The sequence below is a fragment of the Polaribacter marinus genome (genome assembly GCF_022662535.1).
Lineage (GTDB): Bacteria > Bacteroidota > Bacteroidia > Flavobacteriales > Flavobacteriaceae > Polaribacter > Polaribacter marinus.
The window spans coordinates 235,849-259,535 of the sequence record NZ_JAKQYM010000003.1 but is presented as its reverse complement, the minus strand read 5'-3'; the positions used below and the strand labels follow the sequence as shown (position 1 = coordinate 259,535).

Below are 23,687 nucleotides of genomic sequence, written 5' to 3'. Positions count from 1 at the left end.
ATAAACACCTTTTTACCAACCAACTAAAAACAAGACTTAATTAACAATTAAAAATAGACTTGTATAAAAATCAATAAATTATTGCATTTTTATTAAAAAAAACTGCAAAAAATTGCAATATATTTTATTTTAACAAAAAGTTATTTGCACAATACCTTAATAAAATCTTATTTTTGAAGAAATCAATTTTTATGAAGAAAAAGGATAGACAGCAAAAAGTAGTAGATGAAGTTAGTATCAATAGACAGGTTAGCTCTAGCTTTTTATCTGAAAAATTGAATGTCTCAGAAGACACAATAAGAAGAGACATAAAAGAATTAGATAAAAAAGGCCTACTAACTAAAGTTCATGGTGGAGCTATATCTACCATGCAAAAACTTTATCATTACAATGAAGATGTAATTTACAAAAGAGAAGAAAAAGTACTTATCGCCAAAAAAGCGATTACTTTAGTTGAAGACGGAATGGTTATTATTATGAGCGGGGGTACCACAAATTTAATGTTAGCTAAATTACTTCCCAAAAACTTAAAAGCCACTATTTACACTTACAGTTTACCAATTGCAATGCAATTAGCAGAACACCCAACTGTTGAAACTATATTTATTGGTGGGAGAATTCAAAGAAATTCAATGGTAACAACTGGTATTGACGTTATTCAATACTTATCTAATATTACAGCAAACCTTTGTTTTATTGGGGTAAGTGGCTTTAGTTTAGAACAAGGAATTACAGGAGAAGGATATGAAGTTGCCTTAGTTAAAAAAGCCATGATTAGTTCCTCCGAACGTAATGTATACTTATCTACATCAAACAAATTAAATATCAGACTTAATTACGACATTTGTAGCCTTAAAGAAATTGACATCGCTATAACTGACTTAGATGTACAAGATCCTATATTAAAACCTTATGTCGATGCTGGTGTTATGTTAATTTAAATTCATTATTTTATTACCAATAACTCTAAAGCATATTTTAATAAAACCTTAATTTCAAAAAATATGATTTTTAAAAAAATCTATTTTCAAAAAGAAACAAAATATGTATTCCTAATGTTTTTCTTTCTTTTAACTAGTTGCAGTAAAAAAATCTATACTTCAGAAATTAAAGAAAGTAATATTCCTCCTATTGAAAGAGAATTTAGAGCAGCTTGGATTGCAAGTGTAGCTAATATCAATTGGCCAAGTAAAAAAGGACTTTCTACCGATCAACAAAAAAAAGAAGCAATTGACTTATTAGACCTTCTTAAAGACAACAATTTTAATACCGTTATACTACAAGTTAGACCTCAAGCAGACGCCTTGTATAAAAGCAGTCTAGAACCTTGGTCATATTACTTAACAGGAACCCAAGGTAAAGCACCATCTCCTTATTACGATCCCTTAGAATTTTGGATTAAAGAAGCACATAAAAGAGGGCTTGAATTACATGCGTGGCTGAACCCATACAGAGCACACCACACAACTGGTGGAGAAGTTACAGAAGCATCAATCGTTAGCAAACAACCAGAATTGGCCGTAAAACTAGAAACTGGTTATTGGTGGTTAGACCCTGGAAGTAAAAAAACACAAGACCATAGCTACAAAGTTGTTATGGATATTGTAAAAAGATACGATGTTGATGGCATCCATTTTGATGACTATTTTTACCCATATCCTTCATACAACAACAATAAAGATTTTCCTGATGAAAATAGCTGGCAAGTTTATTTACAGTCTGGGGGAGATCTAAAAAGAAATGATTGGAGAAGAGAAAATGTAAACACATTAATAAAAAGAGTTTATACAAATATTAAAAAAGAAAAACCAGCTGTAAAATTCGGAATTAGCCCATTTGGTTTTTGGCGTCCAAACCACCCTTCTTCCGTAACTTCTGGTTTTGACCAATATAATGAGCTTTATGCCGATGCTAAACTTTGGTTAAACGAAGGATGGATAGACTACCTTACACCACAACTATATTGGCCAATTAATAGAATAGATGTTAGTTTTCCTGTTTTGTTAAATTGGTGGAAAAGAGAAAACACAAAAGGAAGACATCTTTGGCCAGGAATGAGTATTGGCAGAAAAAAAGGAGAAGAAGCAATTGATGAAGTTATCAATCAGATTATGATTACCAAGGGGATGTTACCAAATTCTCCAGGAGCAGTACATTGGAGTATTGCACCTCTACTTAACTCTCCAGAACTTACAAAAGCAATTTCTGATGGACCTTATAAAAAACAAGCACTAGTACCTAAATCAATTTGGTTAAACAAAACTAAACCACAAAAACCAACTTCTAATTATTCTATAGAAAAAGATAGTTTGCAAATAACTTGGACTCATAAAAATGTTGAGAAAATAGCCAATTGGGTAATACATTATAAATACAACTCAAAATGGAGCTATCGTATTCTTGGAAGGTTTAGTAGGTCACAAAAAATACCTTTAACGATAGAAAATCCTAACAATTTAAAGTCTCCAAAAAAGATATTAAATACCATTGCTGTTTCTGTTATTGATAAATACGGTAACGAAAGTATCATTGAAGAAATTTCGGTTCAATAAACAATTGTATTAACCTTTATTCTTTTCTTCAATCCATTTACTCATGTATTTTGTTGCTTGAAAAGTTTGATATTGCAACAAGCTTCCAAGGAAATTCTGAGTTCTATGAATTGCTAAATTATTTTGAATTGCTTTTATTTGGTTGACAAACAATAATCCCAGTTTTTCTTTATCATAAAGATTATTGATCACATTAATTCCATTTTTTTGAGACTCAATCCACTTTTCTTTATCTGTAAAAAGTTGAACTGCTTTTTCAGAAAACAACTCAAAGTCATCTTCTATATAACCATTCCAAGGAAAACCATCACACATTCCTTCAGAACCAATTCTTGTAGTTACACTTGGAGTTCCGCAAATCATAGCTTCTGTTAGTTTTCCTTTAATTCCAGCTCCAAAACGTAAAGGAGCCAAAACAACTCTTGCACTACCAACAACCTCTTTTGCATCGTCTGCAAATCCTTTGATAATAAAACCTTCTTTTTTATTATTTAATTGATTTATTTGTTGACTTGCATAAGCACCATAAATATGAATTTCAGCTTTAGGTAAATGCTTTCTAATTTTATTCCAAATTTCATTTTTCAAAGTTAAAACAGCATCTACATTTGGTTTGTGAAAGAAATTCCCAATAAAAACAAAATGCGCTCTCTCTTCAAAAGACTTCCATTTATGTTGTTGACTTGCATCAATTTTATTTAATAAAAAAGGTAAATAATATAGAATTTTTTCATCAACCTTAAAAACAGATTTTAACAAATCCATTTCATAATCAGAAATAATTAAAGACAAATCACATCTTAGTATTGCTGCAATTTCTCTTTTTGCATCATCAGATTTCAACAAAGCTTCTACAGTAAATTCTTCTCCTTTCTTTAATTGCTGATAACGCGTTTTTCTTAAAAAATGTAAATCTTCTGTATCTAAAATCCGAATTGCATTCGGACAGTTTTCTGCAACCCGCCAACCAAATTGCTCTTCCATCATAAACCGATCAAACAACACAACAGTTGGTTGAAGTACTTTTATAAAATCATTAAAAGAAGGATTATTTAGATCAATAGAAACCTCATCAACTCCAATCGAATTTAAACTCGTCGCTTTCTCACTTTTTTGAGCAGGAGAAGCAAAAGTTATTTTCCAACCTTGCAATAAAAATTGCTCAATAAGTTGCAACATCCTACTACCTGCTGCAGAAGAATTAGGCTCTACCCAAACATAACCAATAATTAAAATTTGTTGCACTTTCAATTACTTCGCATTCATTTGTTGCTTGTAATTTTCTTGTGTTTTTTTTCCCCAATCAACAATAACAGCAATTTGATCTAGTGTTAAATTTGCTTCAGAATGCGTATAAGTATAAGATTCTAAGGGCATGTTTTTTTCTTCAACCTCTTCATATAACTCTTCCATTTTATGCTCTTTTCTTTTTAAAGAATATTCTGGCCATTTAGAAAAATTCAATTTCTTTTTACCAACCTTTACATGATCATCCATCCAATAATTTACAGGTGTAATATTGCTATACCAAGGATATCTTGTAACATTAGAATGACAATCGAAACAACTTTCTTTTAAAATATTAAGCACATTTTCTGGTGGATTTGTCTCTGCAATAAAAGCATCTAAAGACGTGATTTCTCCTTCATTTTTTTCTGGCCCAAAAAATTGAGCAACTACCAAAACTAATAATAAAGCCCAACCTATTTTTTTAAGTATTTTCATTTGATGTATGTTTTAGATTTTAAAGATACTAAATCTACACAATTCTCTTATAAATCTATAAAAATATATGTATTTTTGTATTCAAATTTATTTACAATGAAATACGATATTATTGTTATTGGTTCTGGTCCTGGAGGATATATTGCTGCAGTTAGAGCATCTCAATTAGGAAAAAAAGTTGCAATTATAGAAAAATATTCAACTTTAGGAGGAACATGTTTAAATGTAGGTTGTATTCCGTCTAAAGCATTACTAGATTCTTCTCATCATTATTACGACGCTGTTCATCATTTTGAAGAGCATGGAATTTCTGTTGAAAAACCTTCTTTTGATTTTGGGAAAATGGTTGATAGAAAAGCAAAAGTTGTAGAAACTACAACGGGAGGAATTAAATACCTAATGGACAAAAACAAGGTTGATGTTTTTGAAGGACTCGGTTCTTTTGTTGATAAAACTCACGTAAATATTGCAAAAAACGATGGAACTTCTGAAGTAATTGAAGGTACCAATATTATTATTGCAACAGGTTCTAAACCCTCTACTTTACCTTTTATTAAGTTAGACAAAGAGCGTGTAATTACTTCAACAGAAGCTTTAGAATTAAAAGAAGTTCCAAAGCATTTATTAGTAATTGGCGGTGGAGTTATTGGCTTAGAATTAGGTTCTGTATATAAAAGATTAGGTGCAGATGTTACTGTTATAGAATACGCTCCTAAAATTACACCAACAATGGATGCCGATATTTCTAAAGAATTACAAAAAGTTCTAAAGAAACAAGGTATTAAATTTGCCGTAAGTCATGGAGTTACCTCTGTAGAGAGAAAAGGTGATGAAATTACCGTAAAAGCAACCAATAAAAAAGATGAAGAAGTAGAATTTATAGGAGATTATTGTTTAGTTGCTGTTGGTAGAAAAGCATACACACAAGGTTTAGGTTTAGAAAAAATTGGAGTTGAAGTTAATGAACGCGGACAAGTTGCAGTAAACGATCATTTACAAACAAACATAAATAATGTTTATGCAATAGGAGATGTTATTAAAGGGGTAATGTTAGCACACAAAGCAGAAGAAGAAGGTGTTGTTGTGGCAGAATATATTGCCGGTGAAAAGCCACATATTGATTATAATTTAATCCCTGGAATTGTATATACATGGCCAGAGGTTGCAGCAGTAGGTAAAACTGAAGACGAACTAAAAACAACGGGAGTAAATTATAAAGTTGGTAAATTTTCGATGAGAGCTTTAGGTAGATCTAGAGCCAGTGGAGATTTAGACGGTTTTGTAAAAGTTTTAGCCGATAAAAATACAGATGAAATTCTAGGAGTTCATATGGTTGGAGCACGTGTTGCTGATTTAATCATGGAAGCAGCAGTTGCCATGGAATACAGAGCTTCTGCTGAAGATTTAGCAAGAATTTGCCATGGCCACCCAACATATTCTGAAGCGGTAAAAGAAGCTGCAAAAGCTGCTTGGGACGGAATGCCATTAAATGCATAATTAATAATTTTAATCAATTTAGAATTTTATTATAAATACCAAAAAAGCAACCTAATTTAGGTTGCTTTTTTCTTTACAAACTTTAGCCTATTTTTACAAAATGATAAAAAAGAATCTCTTTTTTTTATTAATATTTGTCTCTATTTTTTCTTTCGGGCAAAAGCAAGATTCTATTTCTTTAAAAAATGGGATAGACAAACCTAGTATGTTACCAATTCATCATTTTGGAATATTTTCTTCTAGAATAAACCAGAATTTTAAAGTTCGCCCATCAGATAAACCTACTTTAAACATTTCTTACGCTAGCGCAAATATATTTCACCCTTTTGTAGAAATGTATCTTCCAAAAAATGAAATTACAAGGAAAGAAATGAGTCAGAAAATTTGGTATGATAGGAATTTTTATATCGATCAAGAAACAACTCCAGCCGATTATGAAAGTATTATTGTTGATGCTGTTTTTAAAAATTTAAGAATAGATTACAATACTAAAATTAGTAAAAATCACGAATTAGGAATTACACTTCGATCTTATTTAGTAACTAAAGGGAAGTTTCCTTTTTCTGTTTTTGTAGGCGATGAGACTCTAGAATGGTTTCATAGTAATATTGCAGGAGGAGAAGATCCTTTTGGAAGAAAATATTATGGTTTAAACCAAGTAAATATTCATTATAAAGATAGAAACGGAAACGAAATAACATTAAACGATGGTCAATTTATTTTTGGAGGAATTGAGTTAAATCATTTTTATTACCCAGACTTTGTCAACCTAAAAAAGAAAAATATTTTTGTGAATTTAGGTTCTCATCTAGGCATCAATACTTCTAAATACAATCCATCAATAGATATTGGTATTTCTGGAAACATTGTTAAAAAATGGACTTTAAATAGCAGGTCTTCTGAAATTAGAAGCTCTTTGGGATCAAGTATTTTAAGAAAAAATGTCATCGATTTTAAAGATAATTTAGTCAATTTTGGCAACAATAAATTTCTAGGTAGTTTAGAAGCAATGTTTGAATATACGAAATACACTAGAAAGAAAAATTATCATTCTGTATCTGTAAATTATCAAATTCAATCTCGATTTAATAAAAGACAAGAAGCAGAATATTATCAATTAGTTGGTCTTTGGCAAGAAATCCATTCTGGTTGGCAAAATGGTTTCGAAAAATTGTACGAATATCAATCTGCATGGAGTTGGCTTTATACTTACGGTAGAAAAAACTACAGTTTTACCCTTTATATTAAAGAAGATTTGTATTTAAATAATTCTCCAGACTTACAAACTGGAATCAGTTTAAAAATACCTCTTTCTAACCAATAAGATTCGTATTTTTGTTACGAATATGCAAAGAACCCTTCGTACTTTTTCTGTTGATAATATTGATGCTTTTAAGCAAAATATTTTGATTTGGGCACAACAATTTGACAGCGCAATTTGGTTAGACTCTAACAAATTTAACCAGAAATATTCTAGTTTCAACTGTGCTTTGGCTGCTGATGAGTTTACTTCAATAAAAACAGATTCTTACCATGCTTTCGAAAAACTAAAAGAATACCAAAGCATTACCAAAGATTATATTTTTGGATATATTTCTTACGATGTTAAGAATGATGTAGAACGACTTTCTTCTAACAATTTTGATGGTTTAGACTTTGCTGACTTGTATTTTTTTCAACCTAAAAAACTTATTTTTATCAAAGGTAATTCTATAGAGTTTCAATACTTAAGAATGGTTGATGATGAAATTGATTTTGATTTTAATGAAATTCAACAGTTTGAAAATCAAAAAAAGCAAGAACAAAAAAAAGAAATCAAAATAAAGCTTAGAACTCGCAAAGACGAATATCACTCTAGAGTTTCAGAAATTTTAGATCATATAAAAAGAGGCAATATTTACGAAGCCAATTTTTGCCAAGAATTTTATGCAGAAAACGCTACTATAAACCCCATAGAAGTATACAATCATTTAAATACAATTTCGGAGCCTCCGTTTGCTGTTTTTTTAAAATTAGAACATCAATACTTACTATCTGCTTCACCAGAAAGGTATATTAAAAAAGAAGGAACAAAAATTATTTCTCAACCTATAAAAGGAACTACTAAACGTTTACGAAGTAAAATTGATGATAAAAAAATTGCATTTGATTTAATGCGAGATGAAAAAGAACGTTCGGAAAATGTAATGATTGTTGATTTAGTAAGAAACGATTTATCAAAAACTGCTAAAATAGGTAGCGTAAAAGTAGAAGAATTGTGCAAAGTATATTCTTTTAAGCAAGTACATCAATTAATCTCTACAGTAGTTTCTGAAGTAGAAGAAAATATAAATCCAATAGATATTATTCAAAGTACTTTTCCAATGGGAAGTATGACTGGAGCGCCAAAAGTTTCTGCAATGAAAATTATTGAAAACTTAGAAAAAACAAAACGCGGTTTGTATTCGGGAACCGTTGGCTATTTTACTCCAGAAAATAACTTCGATTTTAATGTTGTTATAAGAAGTATCTTGTATAATGAAGAAACAAAATACGTTTCTTATTCTGTAGGCGGAGCTATTACCGCGAAATCTATTATAGAAAAAGAGTACGAAGAGTGTTTATTAAAAGCAAAAGCAATGAAATACGTTTTGCTAAATTCGAAATAAGCCAAATTTATTTACATTTATAGTTTTATAACCTAAAGCAAACTAAACATGTCATTTCCAAAAAATAAAATTACTTTTCTTCTAATTGGAAGTTTATTTATTTCCTGTTTTGTAATTGCCCAAGACAAAATCAATCAAAAAATTTCTTACGGAAATCCATCAGAAGTAAATATGGATTCTCTATATATTCATACAAAAGTAGATTCAATAGTAAATGACGGCATACAAAACGAGGCTTTTCCTGGAGCGCAGATTTTAGTGGTAAAGAATCATAAAATCATTTTCAATAAAGCTTATGGCTATCACACTTATGATAGCATTCAAAAAGTTAGTTTAGATGATATTTACGATTTGGCTTCGGTAACAAAAATTATAGGTCCCTTACCTGCACTTATGAAATTACATAGTGAAGGAAAATTAGATTTAGATAGCCCTTTTAGTAATTACTGGAAACCTTGGAAAAGAAGAAAAGACAAGAAAAATCTTACTGTTAGAGAAATATTAGCACATCAATCTGGCTTAAGTCCTTATATCGTTTTTTTAAATGAAGTTTTGAAAAAGAACGGAAAAATTAAAAAACGATTTATTCAAAACAAATCGAATAAACGATATAAAAACGAAGCCTATGAAGGCCTTTTTGTAAAAAATAGATTTAAAAATAAAATGTTTCGACAAATTAACAGGTCGAAAGTTTCTAATGTCAAAAAATACAAATATTCAGGTTTAAGTTTTTTAATTTACCCTGATTTAATTACTCAAATTACTCAAAAAAATTACACAGAATATCTACAAGAAAATTTTTATACTCCTTTAGGAACAACAACTTTAGGTTATAGACCAAAAACTAAAAACTTTAAGAATCTTATTGTACCTACAGAAATAGACACCCTTTTTAGGAAAGGTCTCACTAAAAATTGGGTTCATGATGAAAACGCAGCTCTTTTAGGGGGGATTTCTGGAAATGCGGGGCTGTTTGGAACCTCTTTAGATTTAGCAAAAGTTATGCAAATGTATGCTAATTATGGTGTTTATGACGGGAAAAGATACATCTCGGAAAGCATACTAAGAGAATTTACAAAAATTCAGTATCCAGAAAACGAAAACAGAAGAGGTCTTGGTTTTGACAAACCTTTAATAAACAATGCTACACTATCTATCAAAGAAGCATATCCTGCACCAGAGGTTAGCCCTGAGAGTTTTGGTCATAGTGGTTTTACAGGTACTTTTGTTTGGGCAGACCCTAAAAATGATATGATATTTATTTTCTTATCAAATAGAGTATATCCAAATAGAAAACACAGAAATATTTACAATCTAAATATTAGACCAAAACTTCAACAAGTTTTTTATAAAGCTATCCAAAATTAAAAAACCCAATTTATCTATGCTATTTGACAAAGAAGAAAAGTTTAAAGTTATTTTTGATAAAATTCAAGAAAAACAGACAGAACAAAACATGTTTAATATGTTTTTAGAAACGTATCCAACAGAATGGAAACAACTAAAAGTAACTTTTTCTAAATTTAATAGAAGTAAACAATTTGGTAAAACAATTCCGTTGCCTAAACCAGAAATGTCTCTAAGAAAAGAGATCAGAGTTTGGTTAAAAAAGCAGTAGATACCTGATTTAATAGCCCAAATTCTAGAATTATACCTAGATAACAAACTAACAATAGATTATGACACATTCAGAATTTAATTTCAACATTTATAAGACCGATTTTTACGGACAAGTATGGAAGGCCGAAAAAACAAAAGCTGTTGTGGTTTTAGTTCATGGTATGGGAGAATATTCTGGACGTTACAATCATGTTGCAAAAAAACTAACGGAAAATAATTTTTCTGTAGTTGCTTTCGATCAATTTGGCCACGGTAAAACATCAGGAAAGCGAGGACATAATCCAGGTTTTGAAGCTGTTTTAGAAAGTGTTACTACAACAATTAATAAAGCCAAAGAATTATTTCCTAACAAACCTGTTTTCTTGTACGGTCATTCTATGGGAGGCAATGTTGTTGTTAATTATTCTTTACGCATAAAAAACACTTTAAGTGGAGTTATTGCTACAAGCCCATTTTTAAAACTTGCTTTTCAGCCTCCTGCAATAAAATTAGCAGTAGGCAAAATTTTACAAAAAATCGCTCCATCTTTAACCATGGGAAATGAGTTGAATGCAAATGATATTTCACGTGATAAAAAAGAAGTAGAAAAATACATTAATGATCCTTTAGTTCACAATAAAATTAGTCCAAATTTTTCTTTAACTTTTATTGATTCTGGTAAATGGGCCATTAAAAATGCTCAAAATTTAAAAATTCCAATGTTTTTAGTGCACGGTACAGATGATAAAATTATTGATTATAAAGGAACAGAAGAATTTGCAAATAAAACTACAAATGCAACCCTAAAATTATATAAAGGAGGGTACCATGAATTACAAAATGATTTATGTAAAGAAGAAATGTTACAAGATCTTGTAAATTGGTTGAATTCCAAAATTTAGTTTCTTCAATATTTTAGCTTTAAAAAACAAATAATAAATAAAAAGTAAGCTACTTTTATGATTCTAACAAAAATTAAAAACCGTTAACCGTTATCATAACAAATATGTTATTTTTAAATAAAAAATGATTAAAAATTTCGAAGAACACCTCAAAAAAAACTTTCCTTTTTTAAAGGACAAAAAAATATTAATCGCAATTTCTGGTGGTATAGATAGTATTGTTTTGTGTCATTTATTACATCAACTAAAATATGATATTTCATTAGCTCATTGTAATTTTAATTTACGTGGAGAAGAAAGTGATGGTGATGAAAAATTTATTATAGAACTATCTAAAGAATTAGGTCTACAACTTTTTAGAATTCAGTTTAAAACAGAAAAACACGCAAAAGAAAACAAACAATCTATACAAATTGCAGCTAGAAATTTAAGATACAATTGGTTTAAAGAAATTTTAGAAAACCACAATTTTGATTATGTTGTAACAGGACATAATACAAATGATAATTTAGAAACTTTTATTATTAACCTTACTAGAGAAACTGGTTTAGAAGGCTTAACAGGGATTCCTAGCGTAAACGGAAAAATAGCCAGACCTTTATTAGCCTTTTCAAGAAACGACATCTTAATGTATGCCATTAAAAACAATGTTACTTGGAGAGAAGATAAATCGAACGCCAACATAAAGTACATTAGAAATAAAGTTAGACATAAAATTTTACCCATTCTAGAAGAAATTAATCCTAATATTTTAAATTCTTTTAAAAATACTTTAGAGCATTTAAATGAAAGTCAATCTTTTATTAATGAAAAAGTTTCTAAAAATGCAGAAAAAATCGTTGTTGATAATGAAAGTGGTTTACTTAAAATTAGTCTTAAAAAATTATCGAGTATAGAAAATAAAAAAACTTTTTTGTTTCAACTTCTAAAGAAATATAATTTTACAGAATGGAATGATGTAAACGATCTAATTGCTGCACAATCTGGCAAACAAATTTTTTCTAAAACACACCGATTAATTAAAGATCGAAGTTTTTTAATATTAGATACATTAAAGACAAATACAGAAGCTAAAGAATATTTAATTAACACTACCACCACAGAATTAATAGAACCTATTCATTTAAAAATAAAAACAACAAATGAATTATGTACAACAAACAAACAAGCTATTTGCGTTGATAAAGATTTGTTAAAATACCCTTTAACTGTAAGAACTTGGAAAAATGGAGACTATATTTACCCTATTGGAATGGAAGGTAAAAAGAAACTAAGCAAATATTTTAAAGACGAAAAATTTTCACTCTTAGAAAAAGAAAATACTTGGTTGCTTTGTAATGCCGATAATGAGATTATTTGGGTAATTAATCATCGTCAAGACAAAAGATTTTCGGTAACAAAGAAAACGAAAAACAGTTTGAAAATCGCTTACAAAAGTTAGTTTTTATATCTTTACAATTCAATTTAAAACATTTAAATTTCAACTTAATTGTCTTATGAAGATAAAGTATTTTATTTCACTATCAATCTTTCTTTTATCGTTCTCTATTTTTTCTCAAACGGCAAACAACCCGATTAAAATTGAGACTTCTATTAAAAAGGTATCAGACACAGAATATGATGTTATTTTTAATGCAAAACTATATAAAGGTTGGTATTTGTACTCACAATACAATCCAGAAAATGCTTCTTTACCTTTGGTTATTTCTTTACAAGAAAATGAAACAGGTTACGAATTAGTTGGTAAAGCAGATGAAAAAGATACTTTTAAGAAGTATTCTGATATATGGGAAAAAGAAGAAATTGTTTTTAAAGAAAAAGCCACCATCACCCAAAGAATAAAACTCACTAATAAAGATATTACACAAATAAAATTAAACTTCTTTGGTCAAGTTTGTGAAACTGCATGCATAAACGTTGATGAAAATTTTACTTTTACCTTAAAAGGAAATGCGATAAAAGAAGTCATTCATGTAGATGAAAAAAGTAAAAATTTATCAGAAAATCTAAAGTTAGATTTAAAAAACACTTCTCTTTTAAAAAACTCTAACAAAAACAATTCTAAGGATGATAACGGATTATTCAACATCTTCTTTTTAGGTTTTATTGGAGGATTATTAGCATTATTAACACCATGCGTTTTCCCGATGATTCCTTTAACCGTTTCATTCTTTACAAAACAATCTCAAAACAAAAGAAAAGGAAAATTTAATGCTATTTTATATGGCGCTTTTATAGTAATTATCTACATTTTATTAAGCTTACCTTTTCATTTTTTAGACAATTTAGATCCAGAGATTTTAAACACAATTTCTACTAATGTTTGGTTAAATATTTTCTTTTTTACCATTTTAGTATTTTTTGCTTTTTCTTTCTTCGGATTCTATGAAATTACACTTCCAAGTTCTTGGGGGAACAAAATGGATTCCGCATCTAGCGTTGGTGGTATAATAGGAATCTTTTTTATGGCTTTAACCTTAGCTATTGTTTCCTTTTCATGTACAGGTCCTATTTTAGGATCGTTATTAGCTGGTTCTTTAACCTCAGATGGTGGCGCAATGCAACTAACAGCAGGTATGAGTGGTTTTGGTTTAGCACTTGCTTTGCCTTTTGCACTATTTGCATTATTTCCTAGCTGGTTAAATTCTTTACCAAAATCTGGTGGTTGGTTAAACACCACCAAAGTTGTTTTAGGATTTTTAGAATTAGCATTGGCTTTCAAATTCTTATCAAACGCAGATTTAGTTGCTCATTGGGAACTGTTTAAACGCGAAATTTTTATAGGGATTTGGGTTGTTCTTTTTACCGGACTTGCATTATATTTATTTGGAAAAATAAAATTCCCTCACGATTCTCCTATCAAAAAGCTATCCTTTTTTAGAATTTCTTTTGGTATTTTAGTTACTGCTTTTGTCATTTATTTAATCCCGGGAACTTTTAAAAATCCTACTTGGAATTTAAGCTCATTAAGTGGATTTCCTCCACCTCAATTTCACAGTATTTACGGACAAGAAAGTGATTGTCCTTTAGGTTTAAATTGTTATAAAGATTTTGATGAAGGTTTAGCTGCTGCAAAAGAAAACAACAAACCTATTTTATTAGATTTTACCGGTTGGGCATGTGTAAATTGCAGAAAAATGGAAGAGAATGTTTGGGTAGATCCTAGTATTTATCAAATATTAAAAGAAAAATATATTTTAATTTCTTTGTATGTAGATGACAATGAAAAAGCACTTCCAAAAGATCAGCAATTCGACTTTTTAAAAGCTAACGGAAAAGTTAAAAAAATTAAAACTTTTGGAGATAAATGGTCTACTTTTCAAGTAATTAATTTTAAAAATGCATCACAGCCTTATTATGTTTTAATGAGCCCTGATTTAGAAATTTTAAACAAGGCACAACAATACACCGACAGAGACACCTACTATAATTGGCTAAAAGAAGGTTTAATGAATTTTGAAAAAAAATAATCGTTTCTACAATAGATTTGATTTTAAAAATTTAAAAATCACAAATACAATAAACACTAATAAAAATTAAACATAACTTTAATATTTATATCGTTTTCGTAATTAAAAACCTTTTATTAGTAAAAACGCAACTGCTTTAATTTCTCTTTTTTGTACTTTCACCAAGTAAAACTGAAGAGATGTCTGCACAACCAAAACTAAAACGATTTAACGACAACGTTTTGTCTAAATATCAAATTTACAATAGTATTTTCATGACGCTTCCGTTTGATACTATTAGTAATACTGGTGTATTATTACCATTATTTCATTCAATTTGCAAAAAAGGGTTTGAACAAGGAAAAAACCCTACGGAAATTGTTGAGCTATTCTTTAAAAAATATCAAGAGAATCCATCAGAGGATGAAAAAATAAGTTTACTTTTTAAATTTATTCAATACATAGAACGTCAGGTCGTTTTGTTTGACGCCATTGAAGACACTGCCTTTCCAGTTGTAAATAATATGGATGGTATTGGAACGCTACGTAACTCAAAAGAAATTGCATTTTCTAGCGATAAAAAAGAAGAGTTACAACGCTATCTAGAAGAATTTAAGGTACGTATTGTACTAACTGCACATCCAACACAATTTTACCCTGGAACAGTTTTAGGTATTATTACAGACTTAGATAACGCCATTAAAAATGACGATTTATTATTAATTAAAAGTTTATTAGCACAATTAGGAAAAACACCTTTTTTTAAAAAAACAAAACCAACTCCGTATGATGAAGCTGTAAGCCTAATTTGGTATTTAGAAAACGTGTTCTATCATTCTATAAGTGATATTTACAACTACATTCAGCACAATATTTTTGATGGAGAAGCTACCGAAAACGAAATCATAAACCTTGGTTTTTGGCCTGGTGGAGATAGAGATGGAAACCCATTTGTAACAACACAAATAACTTTAGATGTTGCAGAACGATTAAGACAAACTATTCTTAAAAATTACTATTTAGACGTTAGAAAACTTAAAAGAAGACTAACCTTTGATGGCATTGCAGAAATATTAGCAAATCTAGAAAAAAGGTTACTAAAACATGTTCGAAAAAGTTATGAAAATGTCACTTTTTCGCAAAAAATTTTATTACAAGAATTACATAAGGTAAGAAATATTCTAACCAAAGATCATCAATCTTTATTTTTAGATGAACTAGATGATTTTATAAATAAAGTACACATTTTTGGCTTCCATTTTGCAACACTAGATATTAGACAAGATAGCAGAGTGCATCATGATGCTTTTACTCAAATAGTAAAAGATTTATTGGCAAATGGAGACACAACTTTTCCAAAAAACTATATCGATTTGTCTGCTGATGAACAGGTCGAAATTTTATCAAAAGTAAAAGGAAAGATTAACCCTGAGATTTTAACAGATGAAATGTCTGTAAAAACAATTGAATCTATATACGCTTTAAAAAGAATACAAAAAAGAAACGGAGAGCGTGGCGCCAATAGATATATTATTAGTAACAATCAGACAGAGTTAAACGTAATGCAAACCTTTGCAATGTTAAATCTTTGCGATTTTGGAGATAACCTTTCTGTAGATGTTGTTCCTCTTTTTGAAACTGTTGATGACTTACAAAATGCAGATAATGTTATGCGTACCTTATACTCTAATAAGAATTACAGAAAACATATAGCTAGTAGAAATAATAAACAAACTATAATGCTCGGTTTTTCTGACGGAACAAAAGATGGTGGATATTTAATGGCAAATTGGGGAATATTCAAAGCAAAAGAAGCATTGACAAAAATTTCTAGAGAATTTGGAATCACTGTAATTTTCTTTGATGGACGTGGAGGGCCTCCTGCGCGTGGGGGTGGAAAAACACATCAATTTTACGCATCACTTGGTCCAACTATTGAAGACAAAGAAATTCAACTTACCATTCAAGGTCAAACCATAAGCTCTAATTTTGGAACTTTAGATTCATCTCAATATAACTTAGAACAATTGTTAAGTTCTGGAATAAAAAACGAAGTTTTTACCAAAGATCAACTTTCGGATTCTCATAGAGAAATAATGAATGATTTATCTGAAACAAGCTATAAAACCTATGTCGATTTTAAAAATCATCCAAAATTTTTACCGTATTTAGAAAAAATGAGTACGTTAAAATACTATGCAAAAACCAATATTGGAAGCAGACCAAGTAAACGTTCTAAATCTGATAAATTAGACTTTGCAGATTTACGCGCCATTCCTTTTGTAGGAAGTTGGAGTCAGTTAAAGCAAAACGTTCCTGGTTTTTTTGGAGTTGGTTCTGCCTTAAAAAAATATGAAGACGCAAAAAGATTTGAAGAAGTAAAAGAATTTTACAATTCCTCAGATTTCTTTAAAACTTTATTAGAAAATAGTATGATGAGTTTAACAAAATCATTCTTTGAACTTACAGCTTACATGGCCAATGATGAAGAATTCGGAGATTTTTGGAAATTGATTTATGAAGAATACAAAACGACCAAAAGATTACTTTTAAAACTATCTGGTTATGCAGAGTTAATGGAGAATCATCCCGAAGGAAAAGCTTCTATAGAAGTTAGAGAAAACATTGTTTTACCTCTACTTACTATTCAGCAATTTGCCTTAAAAAGAATTCAAGAATTACAAAAATCATCCGGCAATGAAAAAGAGATTCTTATTTTAGAAAAAATGGTAACTCGTTCTTTATTTGGTAATATCAATGCTAGTAGAAATTCGGCTTAATTAATTTTTTTTATTTATTTTTAAAATAAAAAAATGTTGGTTAAGGTTTTTGGTTCTGCCGTTTTTGGCATAGAGGCAACTACAATTACAGTAGAAGTAAATATAGACAAAGGAATTGGTTATCATTTAGTTGGTTTACCAGACAACGCCGTACGTGAAAGTTCTTATAGAATTTCTGCAGCTTTAAATAATAATTCTTACAAACTTCCAGGTAAAAAAATTATTATTAATATGGCACCAGCAGACATCAGGAAAGAAGGTGCTGCTTATGATTTAACACTTGCTATTGGGATTCTTGCTGCTTCCAATCAAATAAAATCTACAAATATTGATAATTATATTATTATGGGAGAGCTTTCTTTAGATGGAAGTTTACAGCCCATCAAAGGAGCGCTACCTATTGCCATTAAAGCAAGAGAAGAAGGTTTTAAACATTTCATCCTACCTAAAGAAAATGCCAAGGAAGCTGCAATTGTAGATAATTTAGAAGTTCTTGGAGTTGATAATATTTTAGAAGTCATCAATCATTTTAACGATGATCAAAAAATTAAACCAACCGTTGTTGATACTCGTGCAGAGTTCTATAAAAACATCGATTTTCCTGAATTTGATTTTTCTGATGTAAAAGGACAAGAATCTATAAAACGTTGCATGGAAATTGCAGCTGCAGGAGGACATAATATTATTTTAATTGGCCCACCAGGTTCTGGAAAAACCATGTTAGCAAAAAGATTGCCTTCTATTTTACCACCAATGACATTGCATGAAGCATTAGAAACTACAAAAATTCATTCTGTGGTTGGTCAAACAAAAAATTACGGGTTATTATATCAACGTCCATTTAGAAGTCCTCATCATACAATATCAGATGTTGCTTTAGTTGGTGGCGGACAATATCCACAACCAGGAGAAATATCATTATCTCATAATGGTGTTCTTTTTTTAGATGAATTACCTGAATTTAAACGAACGGTTTTAGAAGTAATGAGACAACCTTTAGAAGATAGAGAAGTTACTATTTCTAGAGCAAAATTTACAGTTACTTATCCAAGTAGTTTTATGTTAGTAGCTAGCATGAATCCAAGTCCTAGTGGTTTTTTTAATGACCCAAATTCACCTATGACTTCTTCTCCACAAGAAATGCAACGCTATCTAAGTAAAATTTCTGGACCTTTATTAGACAGAATTGATATACATATTGAAGTAACTCCAGTTCCCTTTGAAAAGCTTTCAGAAGAACGAAAAGGAGAATCTTCTGTTGAAATCAGAAAGCGTGTTACAGCAGCAAGAGAAATTCAGTCAAATCGTTTTAAAAAATTAGAAAATGTACATTATAATGCACAAATGAATGTAAAACAAATTCGTGAATTTTGTAAACTTTCTCATGAAAGCTTAGCATTATTAAAAACTGCAATGAAACAACTAAACCTATCTGCAAGAGCTTATGACAGGATATTAAAAGTTGCTAGAACCATTGCCGATTTGGCAAATGAAAAGAATATTTTTCCAGATCACATTGCAGAAGCCATACAATACAGAAGCCTAGATAGAGATGGTTGGTTGGGATGAAATTATTAAGATTCTTATTTTAAAATACTTTTTATAATTTTTAAATGATGATTTGTATGGGCATTTAAAAAACGCACTACTCTGGCCTTATTTACATTGCCAAATAATGGGTGTTTAAAATATGCTTTTTCATCTAATTTTAAAATTTCTTTTATGTTCTGTCTCGCTTCTGCTAACTGCGTAATAATATCTTCCTTTAAAATTATTTCTGGTGGCTTTACATCTTTTGGTGCTTTTGCCCTTCCTCTTGGAAAAAAATTAAACTGTAAAAGTAGTTTCCCTAAAAAACTAAAGTTATCTACATATAAAGTTGGATCTGAATTCTGCATATTTTTTACTACAGCATTCATAACTTTTAAACTATGATCTATGTGCCATGCAACGTTTGCTTTTGAAATAGCCGTATTTATACGATCACTACTTGGAATATAATTTTCTAAAAGATTTAATTTGTTTTCTAAACTAATAGTATTTAATGTTTTCATTCAGAATTTATTTTTTTGAAAGGTAATAAAACTAATCTTTGAAAGAAAGTTTGCGTTAAGGATTGAACGGTTTGTTTGAGCTCTTTTTGTTTTTTTAAACAAAAAAGCGAGTAGTGAAAGCCTGTTAAAACGCCCAAAAAGAAAAACCCTTACAAATTAATTGCAAGGGTTTTAAATATTTATGAGATTCCTGTTTTTCACAGGAATGACAATTTCGTTTTAAATTTTAATTGCTAATAACTTAGCTTTAAAAACTCAAAACTACTTTTCTAGTATCTATAGTGTTCTGGCTTATAAGGACCATCTACAGTAACACCAATATAAGCTGCTTGCTCTTCGCGTAATTCCGTCAACTCTACTCCTATTTTAGCTAAGTGTAATTTTGCTACTTTTTCATCTAAATGTTTTGGTAACATGTACACATCATTTCCATATGCATCTGCATTTTTCCAAAGTTCGATTTGCGCTAAAGTTTGGTTTGTAAATGAGTTAGACATTACAAAACTTGGGTGACCTGTTGCACAACCTAAATTTACTAAACGTCCTTCTGCCAAAATAATAATATCTTTTCCGTTAATATTATATTTATCAACCTGAGGTTTAATAGTATCTTTAGTATTTCCGTGGTTTTTATTTAACCAAGCCATGTCAATTTCATTGTCAAAGTGTCCAATATTACAAACAATCACCTTGTCTTTCATTGCTTCGAAATGACGACCTTGAATAATATCTTTGTTTCCTGTAGTTGTAATAATAATATCAGAATTTGCAACAACAGTTTCTAATTTCTTCACTTCAAAACCGTCCATTGCAGCTTGTAAAGCACAAATAGGATCAATTTCTGTAACTGTTACAATAGAACCTGCTCCTTTAAAAGATGCTGCAGTTCCTTTACCAACATCACCATAACCACAAACAGTTACACGTTTACCGGCTAACATAATATCTGTTGCTCTACGAATTGCATCTACTGCAGATTCTTTACAACCATATTTATTATCAAATTTCGATTTTGTAACAGAATCGTTTACATTAATTGCTGGCATTGGTAAAGTACCGTTTTTTACTCTTTCATAAAGTCTATGAACTCCTGTAGTAGTTTCTTCTGATAAACCATTGATTCCTCCAGCTAATTCTGGATATTTATCCAAAACCATATTGGTTAAATCTCCACCATCATCCAAAATCATGTTTAAAGGTTTTCTATCTTCTCCAAAGAAAAGTGTTTGTTCTATACACCAATCAAATTCTTCTTCTGTTAATCCTTTCCATGCGTAAACTGCTGTTCCTGCTGCTGCAATTGCTGCTGCTGCTTGATCTTGTGTAGAAAAAATATTACAAGAACTCCAAGTTACTTCTGCTCCTAAAGCTTGTAAAGTTTCTATTAAAACCGCAGTCTGGATAGTCATGTGTAAACATCCTGCAATTCTTGCCCCTTTTAAAGGTTGCTCATTTTTGTATTCTTCTCTTAAAGACATTAATCCTGGCATTTCTGCTTCTGCTAATGTAATTTCTTTTCTTCCCCAAGCTGCCAAAGAAATATCTTTAACTTTATTTGGAACGTAAGCTACTTTTGTGCTCATATTATGTATATTTATATTCTAATTTTTCGAGCTGCAAAGTTACGACATAGATTTTAAAAAAGTATGCCTCTTTACAAAAGTTTAACGGTTAACAAAAACACCAAAGTATTTATTTGGAAAATTGAAGAGTCTTTTAATGAATTAAATACGAACGTTTTACTTACAGATAAAAGTCAGACTCGTTTAGATGGAATGAAATCAGATTTGCATCAGAGAGGCTTTTTAAGTGTACGTCATTTATTAAAAGAAGCTGGTTATTCTGATACCGATTTAATTTATGATGAATTTGGAAAACCACACTTAAAAGATGGAAAATATATTTCTATTACACATTCATTCACTTTTTCTGGTTTAATAATTTCTGATACTTTACATGTTGGTATTGATATTGAGATGCAACGTGATAAAATTTTAAAAATCGCTCATAAATTTACACCTATTGAAGAATACAAAACCATTGCAAATCACGAAGCATTAATTCGTAAATTAACTATTGTTTGGGGAGGAAAAGAGAGTCTGTATAAAATATATGGAAAAAAAAGATTACGCTTTTTAGAACATATTTATATTGAAGACTTTAAGTTTGAAGATAATAAAACGGCAGGTGAAATTAGATATGAAGGAGATACTTATTCTTACAATATTCGGTTTTTAGAATTTGATGGTTTTACTTGTGTATTTGCTTTTTAAAAGAATCACAAAGTTTTGAAAATCAAAAATTTGCAAAACAATCTAATATTAAAAAAAACACCTTTACAGAATCAATTCTCTATTAATTAGAGTAAAACATATAAACCCAAATAGATCTAGAAACTCTTAGATTAAAGGTGCTTAATAATATAACAGTTGTAATCGCTAAAATAGCAACGGATATATAAGAGAAATCAAATATCAGTTTAAATAAAACTATATTCGCTATCATTTCTGCAGATATTAGCGCATAACTTACAAACATAGCCCCAAAAAAGAAACCGGGTTCTTTTTCAAATTTAAAATTACATTCATTGCAGTGAGTATTCATTTTAGGGACTCTAAACAAAAGAAGGTTTCCTAATTGATTATACATTTTTCCGTTTTTACAATTAGGACATTTACATTTTAAAACATCAATTACATTTGCCATACTATCTAATTTATTAATACAACAAAATTAAGTTGATAAAACTGCATTTACCATATAGTATAATCGCTATTTTTTGTACTTTTAGGACATTCTTATGAAGATACCTGTTTTAAAAATTGATCAATTTCAAGAATCCGAATCGTTAAATGATTTGTATATCAATTCTTTTTCAAATCATATTGAGTTGAACAAAAAATTAATTGACAAACCTCACAGTCATAATTTTTACTTATGCGTTCTTTTTACCGAAGGATTTGGTAAGCATGAAATTGATTTTAATTCTTATCAAGTAAATCCAGGTAAGGTTTTCTTTTTAAAACCGGGTCAAACTCATTCTTGGCAGTTTGATACAAAACCAGAAGGTTTTATCTTTTTCCATTCTCAAGAATTTTATGAAATTACATTTTTAGATCATACCCTCCACTCATTTCCTTTTTATTATTCGAATCAGAATCCGCCTTTCTTAGAATTGTCTCCATTAAAAATGGATGTATTAAAACCAAAGTTTGAAGAAGTTTTTGCAGAATATCAACAACAAAACTTGTTAAGAGAATTAAAAATAATAAACCTAATAAATAGTATTTATATAGATTTAGCAAGAGCGTATACTTCAAATGTTAATTTAGAAAAACTGGTTTCACCTAGCTACTCTATGATACTCGAAAAATTAGAACACTTAATACATCAATATTTTTATAAAGAAAAATTGCCTAAGTTTTATTCCGATCAATTAAACATCACTACGAAACACCTAAATAGAGTTGTAAAAAAAACACTAAACAAAACTACAAGTCAATTAATTTCTGAAAGAATCATCTTAGAATCTAAAAGATTAATTATTCATTCTGGAAATAACTTGGCTGCTATTGCAGATACGCTTCAATTTTCTGATTACGCTTATTTTTCAAGGTTCTTTAAATCTAAAACAGGTTGTACTCCAATGGATTTTAGAAAAAAATATACTTCCTAAATAGGCAATTAGTCTCTCTACGAAAAATAAACCTCTTTAAGATTAATCTCCTTGTAATTTCTTATTTTCGCAATCGTGAACATTTACCAAAATATTTTACTAGCTCAAAAAGAAGGCAAAAAACTGTTGGCAGTTTTAATCGATCCAGAAAAGATTGAACTAGAAAATATTTCTTCTTTTTTTGAAAAAGTACACCAATCTATTACAACACATATTTTTGTAGGTGGTAGTACAGATAAAAACAACTTAACAGATAAAGTTGTAGCAATAATTAAAAAAGAAACTCATTTACCTGTTATTTTATTTCCTGGTGATGTTTCTCAAATCTCACAAAAAGCAGACGGAATTTTATTTTTAAGTTTACTTTCTGGTAGAAATCCGGAATATTTAATAGAGCAACAAATTAAAGCAGCTCCATTTTTAAAAAGCTCTAATTTACAAATCTTACCCACGGGTTATATTTTAATTGATGGCCAAAAAGAAACGGCTACCCAAAAAGTAAGTAATACAAAACCTATTGATCAAGAAAATAGAGAACTCATTTTAAATACCGCTTTAGCTGGCGAATTTTCTGGTAAAAAACTTATTTATATAGAAGCCGGTAGTGGTGCCACAGTGCCTGTAAACACAAATATTATTACTCTTGTAAAAAATCATTTATCAATTCCTTTAATTATTGGTGGTGGAATTCGCACAAAAAAACAACTAGAAAACGCTTTTTATGCAGGAGCAGATTTAGTGGTTATTGGAACTGCTTTTGAAAATGATGAATCCTTTTTTGAAGATTTGAAAAAATAGACTTCAA

The 23,687-nt window shown here is 29.7% G+C and carries 20 protein-coding genes; 15 read left to right on the top strand and 5 right to left on the bottom strand.

Annotation, left to right across the window (positions count from 1 at the left end; genetic code table 11):
- Positions 1–191: 191 nt before the first annotated feature.
- Both MC378_RS06200 and MC378_RS06195 read left to right on the top strand, forming a co-directional pair.
- Positions 192–941, top strand: a complete 750-nt coding sequence (locus MC378_RS06200; RefSeq protein WP_242177882.1) for a DeoR/GlpR family DNA-binding transcription regulator — start codon at positions 192–194, stop codon at positions 939–941.
- A gap of 63 nt (positions 942–1,004) precedes the next feature.
- On the top strand, positions 1,005–2,552 hold the full coding sequence (locus tag MC378_RS06195) for a glycoside hydrolase family 10-like protein (protein ID WP_242177881.1): 1,548 nt from the start codon (positions 1,005–1,007) through the stop codon (positions 2,550–2,552).
- 9 nt (positions 2,553–2,561) lie between these two features.
- On the opposite strand, the gene MC378_RS06190 is transcribed toward MC378_RS06195, so the two are convergent.
- Both MC378_RS06190 and MC378_RS06185 read right to left on the bottom strand, forming a co-directional pair.
- The gene (locus tag MC378_RS06190; protein ID WP_242177880.1) at positions 2,562–3,803 is read right to left on the bottom strand and encodes a glycosyltransferase family 4 protein; all 1,242 of its coding nucleotides are present in this window, start codon (positions 3,801–3,803) and stop codon (positions 2,562–2,564) included.
- Complete coding sequence (locus tag MC378_RS06185; RefSeq protein WP_242177879.1) at positions 3,804–4,277, bottom strand: heme-binding domain-containing protein; 474 nt, start codon at positions 4,275–4,277, stop codon at positions 3,804–3,806. It lies immediately after the preceding gene.
- A gap of 96 nt (positions 4,278–4,373) precedes the next feature.
- Between MC378_RS06185 and lpdA the strand changes: the two genes are divergently transcribed.
- The 10 genes from lpdA (at position 4,374) to MC378_RS06135 (ending at position 18,721) form a co-directional block, all read left to right on the top strand.
- The gene (lpdA, locus tag MC378_RS06180; RefSeq protein WP_242177878.1) at positions 4,374–5,774 is read left to right on the top strand and encodes a dihydrolipoyl dehydrogenase; all 1,401 of its coding nucleotides are present in this window, start codon (positions 4,374–4,376) and stop codon (positions 5,772–5,774) included.
- 100 nt (positions 5,775–5,874) lie between these two features.
- A complete protein-coding gene (locus tag MC378_RS06175; protein WP_242177877.1) occupies positions 5,875–7,098 on the top strand; it encodes a hypothetical protein in 1,224 nt (407 codons plus the stop codon).
- Between the two features lie 22 nt (positions 7,099–7,120).
- Complete coding sequence (locus tag MC378_RS06170; protein WP_242177876.1) at positions 7,121–8,422, top strand: anthranilate synthase component I family protein; 1,302 nt, start codon at positions 7,121–7,123, stop codon at positions 8,420–8,422.
- A 48-nt stretch (positions 8,423–8,470) separates the two neighbouring features.
- A complete protein-coding gene (locus tag MC378_RS06165; RefSeq protein WP_242177875.1) occupies positions 8,471–9,790 on the top strand; it encodes a serine hydrolase domain-containing protein in 1,320 nt (439 codons plus the stop codon).
- Between the two features lie 16 nt (positions 9,791–9,806).
- Positions 9,807–10,040, top strand: a complete 234-nt coding sequence (locus MC378_RS06160; protein ID WP_242177874.1) for a hypothetical protein — start codon at positions 9,807–9,809, stop codon at positions 10,038–10,040.
- A 61-nt stretch (positions 10,041–10,101) separates the two neighbouring features.
- On the top strand, positions 10,102–10,923 hold the full coding sequence (locus MC378_RS06155; RefSeq protein ID WP_242177873.1) for an alpha/beta hydrolase: 822 nt from the start codon (positions 10,102–10,104) through the stop codon (positions 10,921–10,923).
- A gap of 124 nt (positions 10,924–11,047) precedes the next feature.
- Complete coding sequence (tilS, locus tag MC378_RS06150; RefSeq protein WP_242177872.1) at positions 11,048–12,364, top strand: tRNA lysidine(34) synthetase TilS; 1,317 nt, start codon at positions 11,048–11,050, stop codon at positions 12,362–12,364.
- Between the two features lie 55 nt (positions 12,365–12,419).
- Positions 12,420–14,393 carry a protein-disulfide reductase DsbD family protein gene (locus tag MC378_RS06145; protein WP_242177871.1) on the top strand — a complete coding sequence of 658 codons (1,974 nt, stop codon included), beginning with the start codon at positions 12,420–12,422 and terminating at the stop codon, positions 14,391–14,393.
- Between the two features lie 179 nt (positions 14,394–14,572).
- A complete protein-coding gene (locus MC378_RS06140; protein WP_242177870.1) occupies positions 14,573–17,152 on the top strand; it encodes a phosphoenolpyruvate carboxylase in 2,580 nt (859 codons plus the stop codon).
- Between the two features lie 33 nt (positions 17,153–17,185).
- Positions 17,186–18,721: a YifB family Mg chelatase-like AAA ATPase gene (locus tag MC378_RS06135; RefSeq protein WP_242177869.1), complete on the top strand. Its 1,536-nt coding sequence runs from the start codon at positions 17,186–17,188 to the stop codon at positions 18,719–18,721.
- A 14-nt stretch (positions 18,722–18,735) separates the two neighbouring features.
- Here the strand turns inward: MC378_RS06135 and MC378_RS06130 are convergent, their stop codons facing one another.
- Together MC378_RS06130 and ahcY are read right to left on the bottom strand one after the other, a co-directional pair.
- Complete coding sequence (locus MC378_RS06130; protein ID WP_242177868.1) at positions 18,736–19,206, bottom strand: DinB family protein; 471 nt, start codon at positions 19,204–19,206, stop codon at positions 18,736–18,738.
- A gap of 269 nt (positions 19,207–19,475) precedes the next feature.
- Positions 19,476–20,789 (bottom strand): adenosylhomocysteinase, encoded by a 1,314-nt coding sequence (gene ahcY / locus MC378_RS06125; protein WP_242177867.1) that lies wholly within the window; start codon positions 20,787–20,789, stop codon positions 19,476–19,478.
- A 63-nt stretch (positions 20,790–20,852) separates the two neighbouring features.
- On the opposite strand from ahcY, the gene MC378_RS06120 reads away from it, so the two are divergent.
- Positions 20,853–21,479 carry a 4'-phosphopantetheinyl transferase family protein gene (locus tag MC378_RS06120; RefSeq protein ID WP_242177866.1) on the top strand — a complete coding sequence of 209 codons (627 nt, stop codon included), beginning with the start codon at positions 20,853–20,855 and terminating at the stop codon, positions 21,477–21,479.
- A gap of 82 nt (positions 21,480–21,561) precedes the next feature.
- On the opposite strand, the gene MC378_RS06115 is transcribed toward MC378_RS06120, so the two are convergent.
- Positions 21,562–21,912 carry a DUF983 domain-containing protein gene (locus MC378_RS06115; protein ID WP_242177865.1) on the bottom strand — a complete coding sequence of 117 codons (351 nt, stop codon included), beginning with the start codon at positions 21,910–21,912 and terminating at the stop codon, positions 21,562–21,564.
- Positions 21,913–22,006: 94 nt separating this feature from the next.
- Between MC378_RS06115 and MC378_RS06110 the strand changes: the two genes are divergently transcribed.
- Both MC378_RS06110 and MC378_RS06105 read left to right on the top strand, forming a co-directional pair.
- Positions 22,007–22,882, top strand: coding sequence for a helix-turn-helix domain-containing protein (locus tag MC378_RS06110; RefSeq protein WP_242177864.1), 876 nt, complete (start codon positions 22,007–22,009; stop codon positions 22,880–22,882).
- 72 nt (positions 22,883–22,954) lie between these two features.
- Complete coding sequence (locus MC378_RS06105) at positions 22,955–23,680, top strand: phosphoglycerol geranylgeranyltransferase (RefSeq protein WP_242177963.1); 726 nt, start codon at positions 22,955–22,957, stop codon at positions 23,678–23,680.
- The last annotated feature ends 7 nt before the right edge of the window (positions 23,681–23,687 follow it).

What these genes read in the sequence shown, in the direction of transcription:
- MC378_RS06200 (WP_242177882.1), top strand. Translation starts at nt 192, where the DNA reads ATGAAGAAAAAGGATAGACAGCAAAAAGTAGTAGATGAAGTTAGTATC.
- MC378_RS06195 (WP_242177881.1), top strand. Translation starts at nt 1,005, where the DNA reads ATGATTTTTAAAAAAATCTATTTTCAAAAAGAAACAAAATATGTATTC.
- MC378_RS06185 (WP_242177879.1), bottom strand. Translation starts at nt 4,277, where the DNA reads ATGAAAATACTTAAAAAAATAGGTTGGGCTTTATTATTAGTTTTGGTA.
- lpdA (WP_242177878.1), top strand. Translation starts at nt 4,374, where the DNA reads ATGAAATACGATATTATTGTTATTGGTTCTGGTCCTGGAGGATATATT.
- MC378_RS06175 (WP_242177877.1), top strand. Translation starts at nt 5,875, where the DNA reads ATGATAAAAAAGAATCTCTTTTTTTTATTAATATTTGTCTCTATTTTT.
- MC378_RS06170 (WP_242177876.1), top strand. Translation starts at nt 7,121, where the DNA reads ATGCAAAGAACCCTTCGTACTTTTTCTGTTGATAATATTGATGCTTTT.
- MC378_RS06165 (WP_242177875.1), top strand. Translation starts at nt 8,471, where the DNA reads ATGTCATTTCCAAAAAATAAAATTACTTTTCTTCTAATTGGAAGTTTA.
- MC378_RS06160 (WP_242177874.1), top strand. Translation starts at nt 9,807, where the DNA reads ATGCTATTTGACAAAGAAGAAAAGTTTAAAGTTATTTTTGATAAAATT.
- MC378_RS06155 (WP_242177873.1), top strand. Translation starts at nt 10,102, where the DNA reads ATGACACATTCAGAATTTAATTTCAACATTTATAAGACCGATTTTTAC.
- tilS (WP_242177872.1), top strand. Translation starts at nt 11,048, where the DNA reads ATGATTAAAAATTTCGAAGAACACCTCAAAAAAAACTTTCCTTTTTTA.
- MC378_RS06145 (WP_242177871.1), top strand. Translation starts at nt 12,420, where the DNA reads ATGAAGATAAAGTATTTTATTTCACTATCAATCTTTCTTTTATCGTTC.
- MC378_RS06140 (WP_242177870.1), top strand. Translation starts at nt 14,573, where the DNA reads ATGTCTGCACAACCAAAACTAAAACGATTTAACGACAACGTTTTGTCT.
- MC378_RS06135 (WP_242177869.1), top strand. Translation starts at nt 17,186, where the DNA reads ATGTTGGTTAAGGTTTTTGGTTCTGCCGTTTTTGGCATAGAGGCAACT.
- MC378_RS06130 (WP_242177868.1), bottom strand. Translation starts at nt 19,206, where the DNA reads ATGAAAACATTAAATACTATTAGTTTAGAAAACAAATTAAATCTTTTA.
- ahcY (WP_242177867.1), bottom strand. Translation starts at nt 20,789, where the DNA reads ATGAGCACAAAAGTAGCTTACGTTCCAAATAAAGTTAAAGATATTTCT.
- MC378_RS06120 (WP_242177866.1), top strand. Translation starts at nt 20,853, where the DNA reads ATGCCTCTTTACAAAAGTTTAACGGTTAACAAAAACACCAAAGTATTT.
- MC378_RS06115 (WP_242177865.1), bottom strand. Translation starts at nt 21,912, where the DNA reads ATGGCAAATGTAATTGATGTTTTAAAATGTAAATGTCCTAATTGTAAA.
- MC378_RS06110 (WP_242177864.1), top strand. Translation starts at nt 22,007, where the DNA reads ATGAAGATACCTGTTTTAAAAATTGATCAATTTCAAGAATCCGAATCG.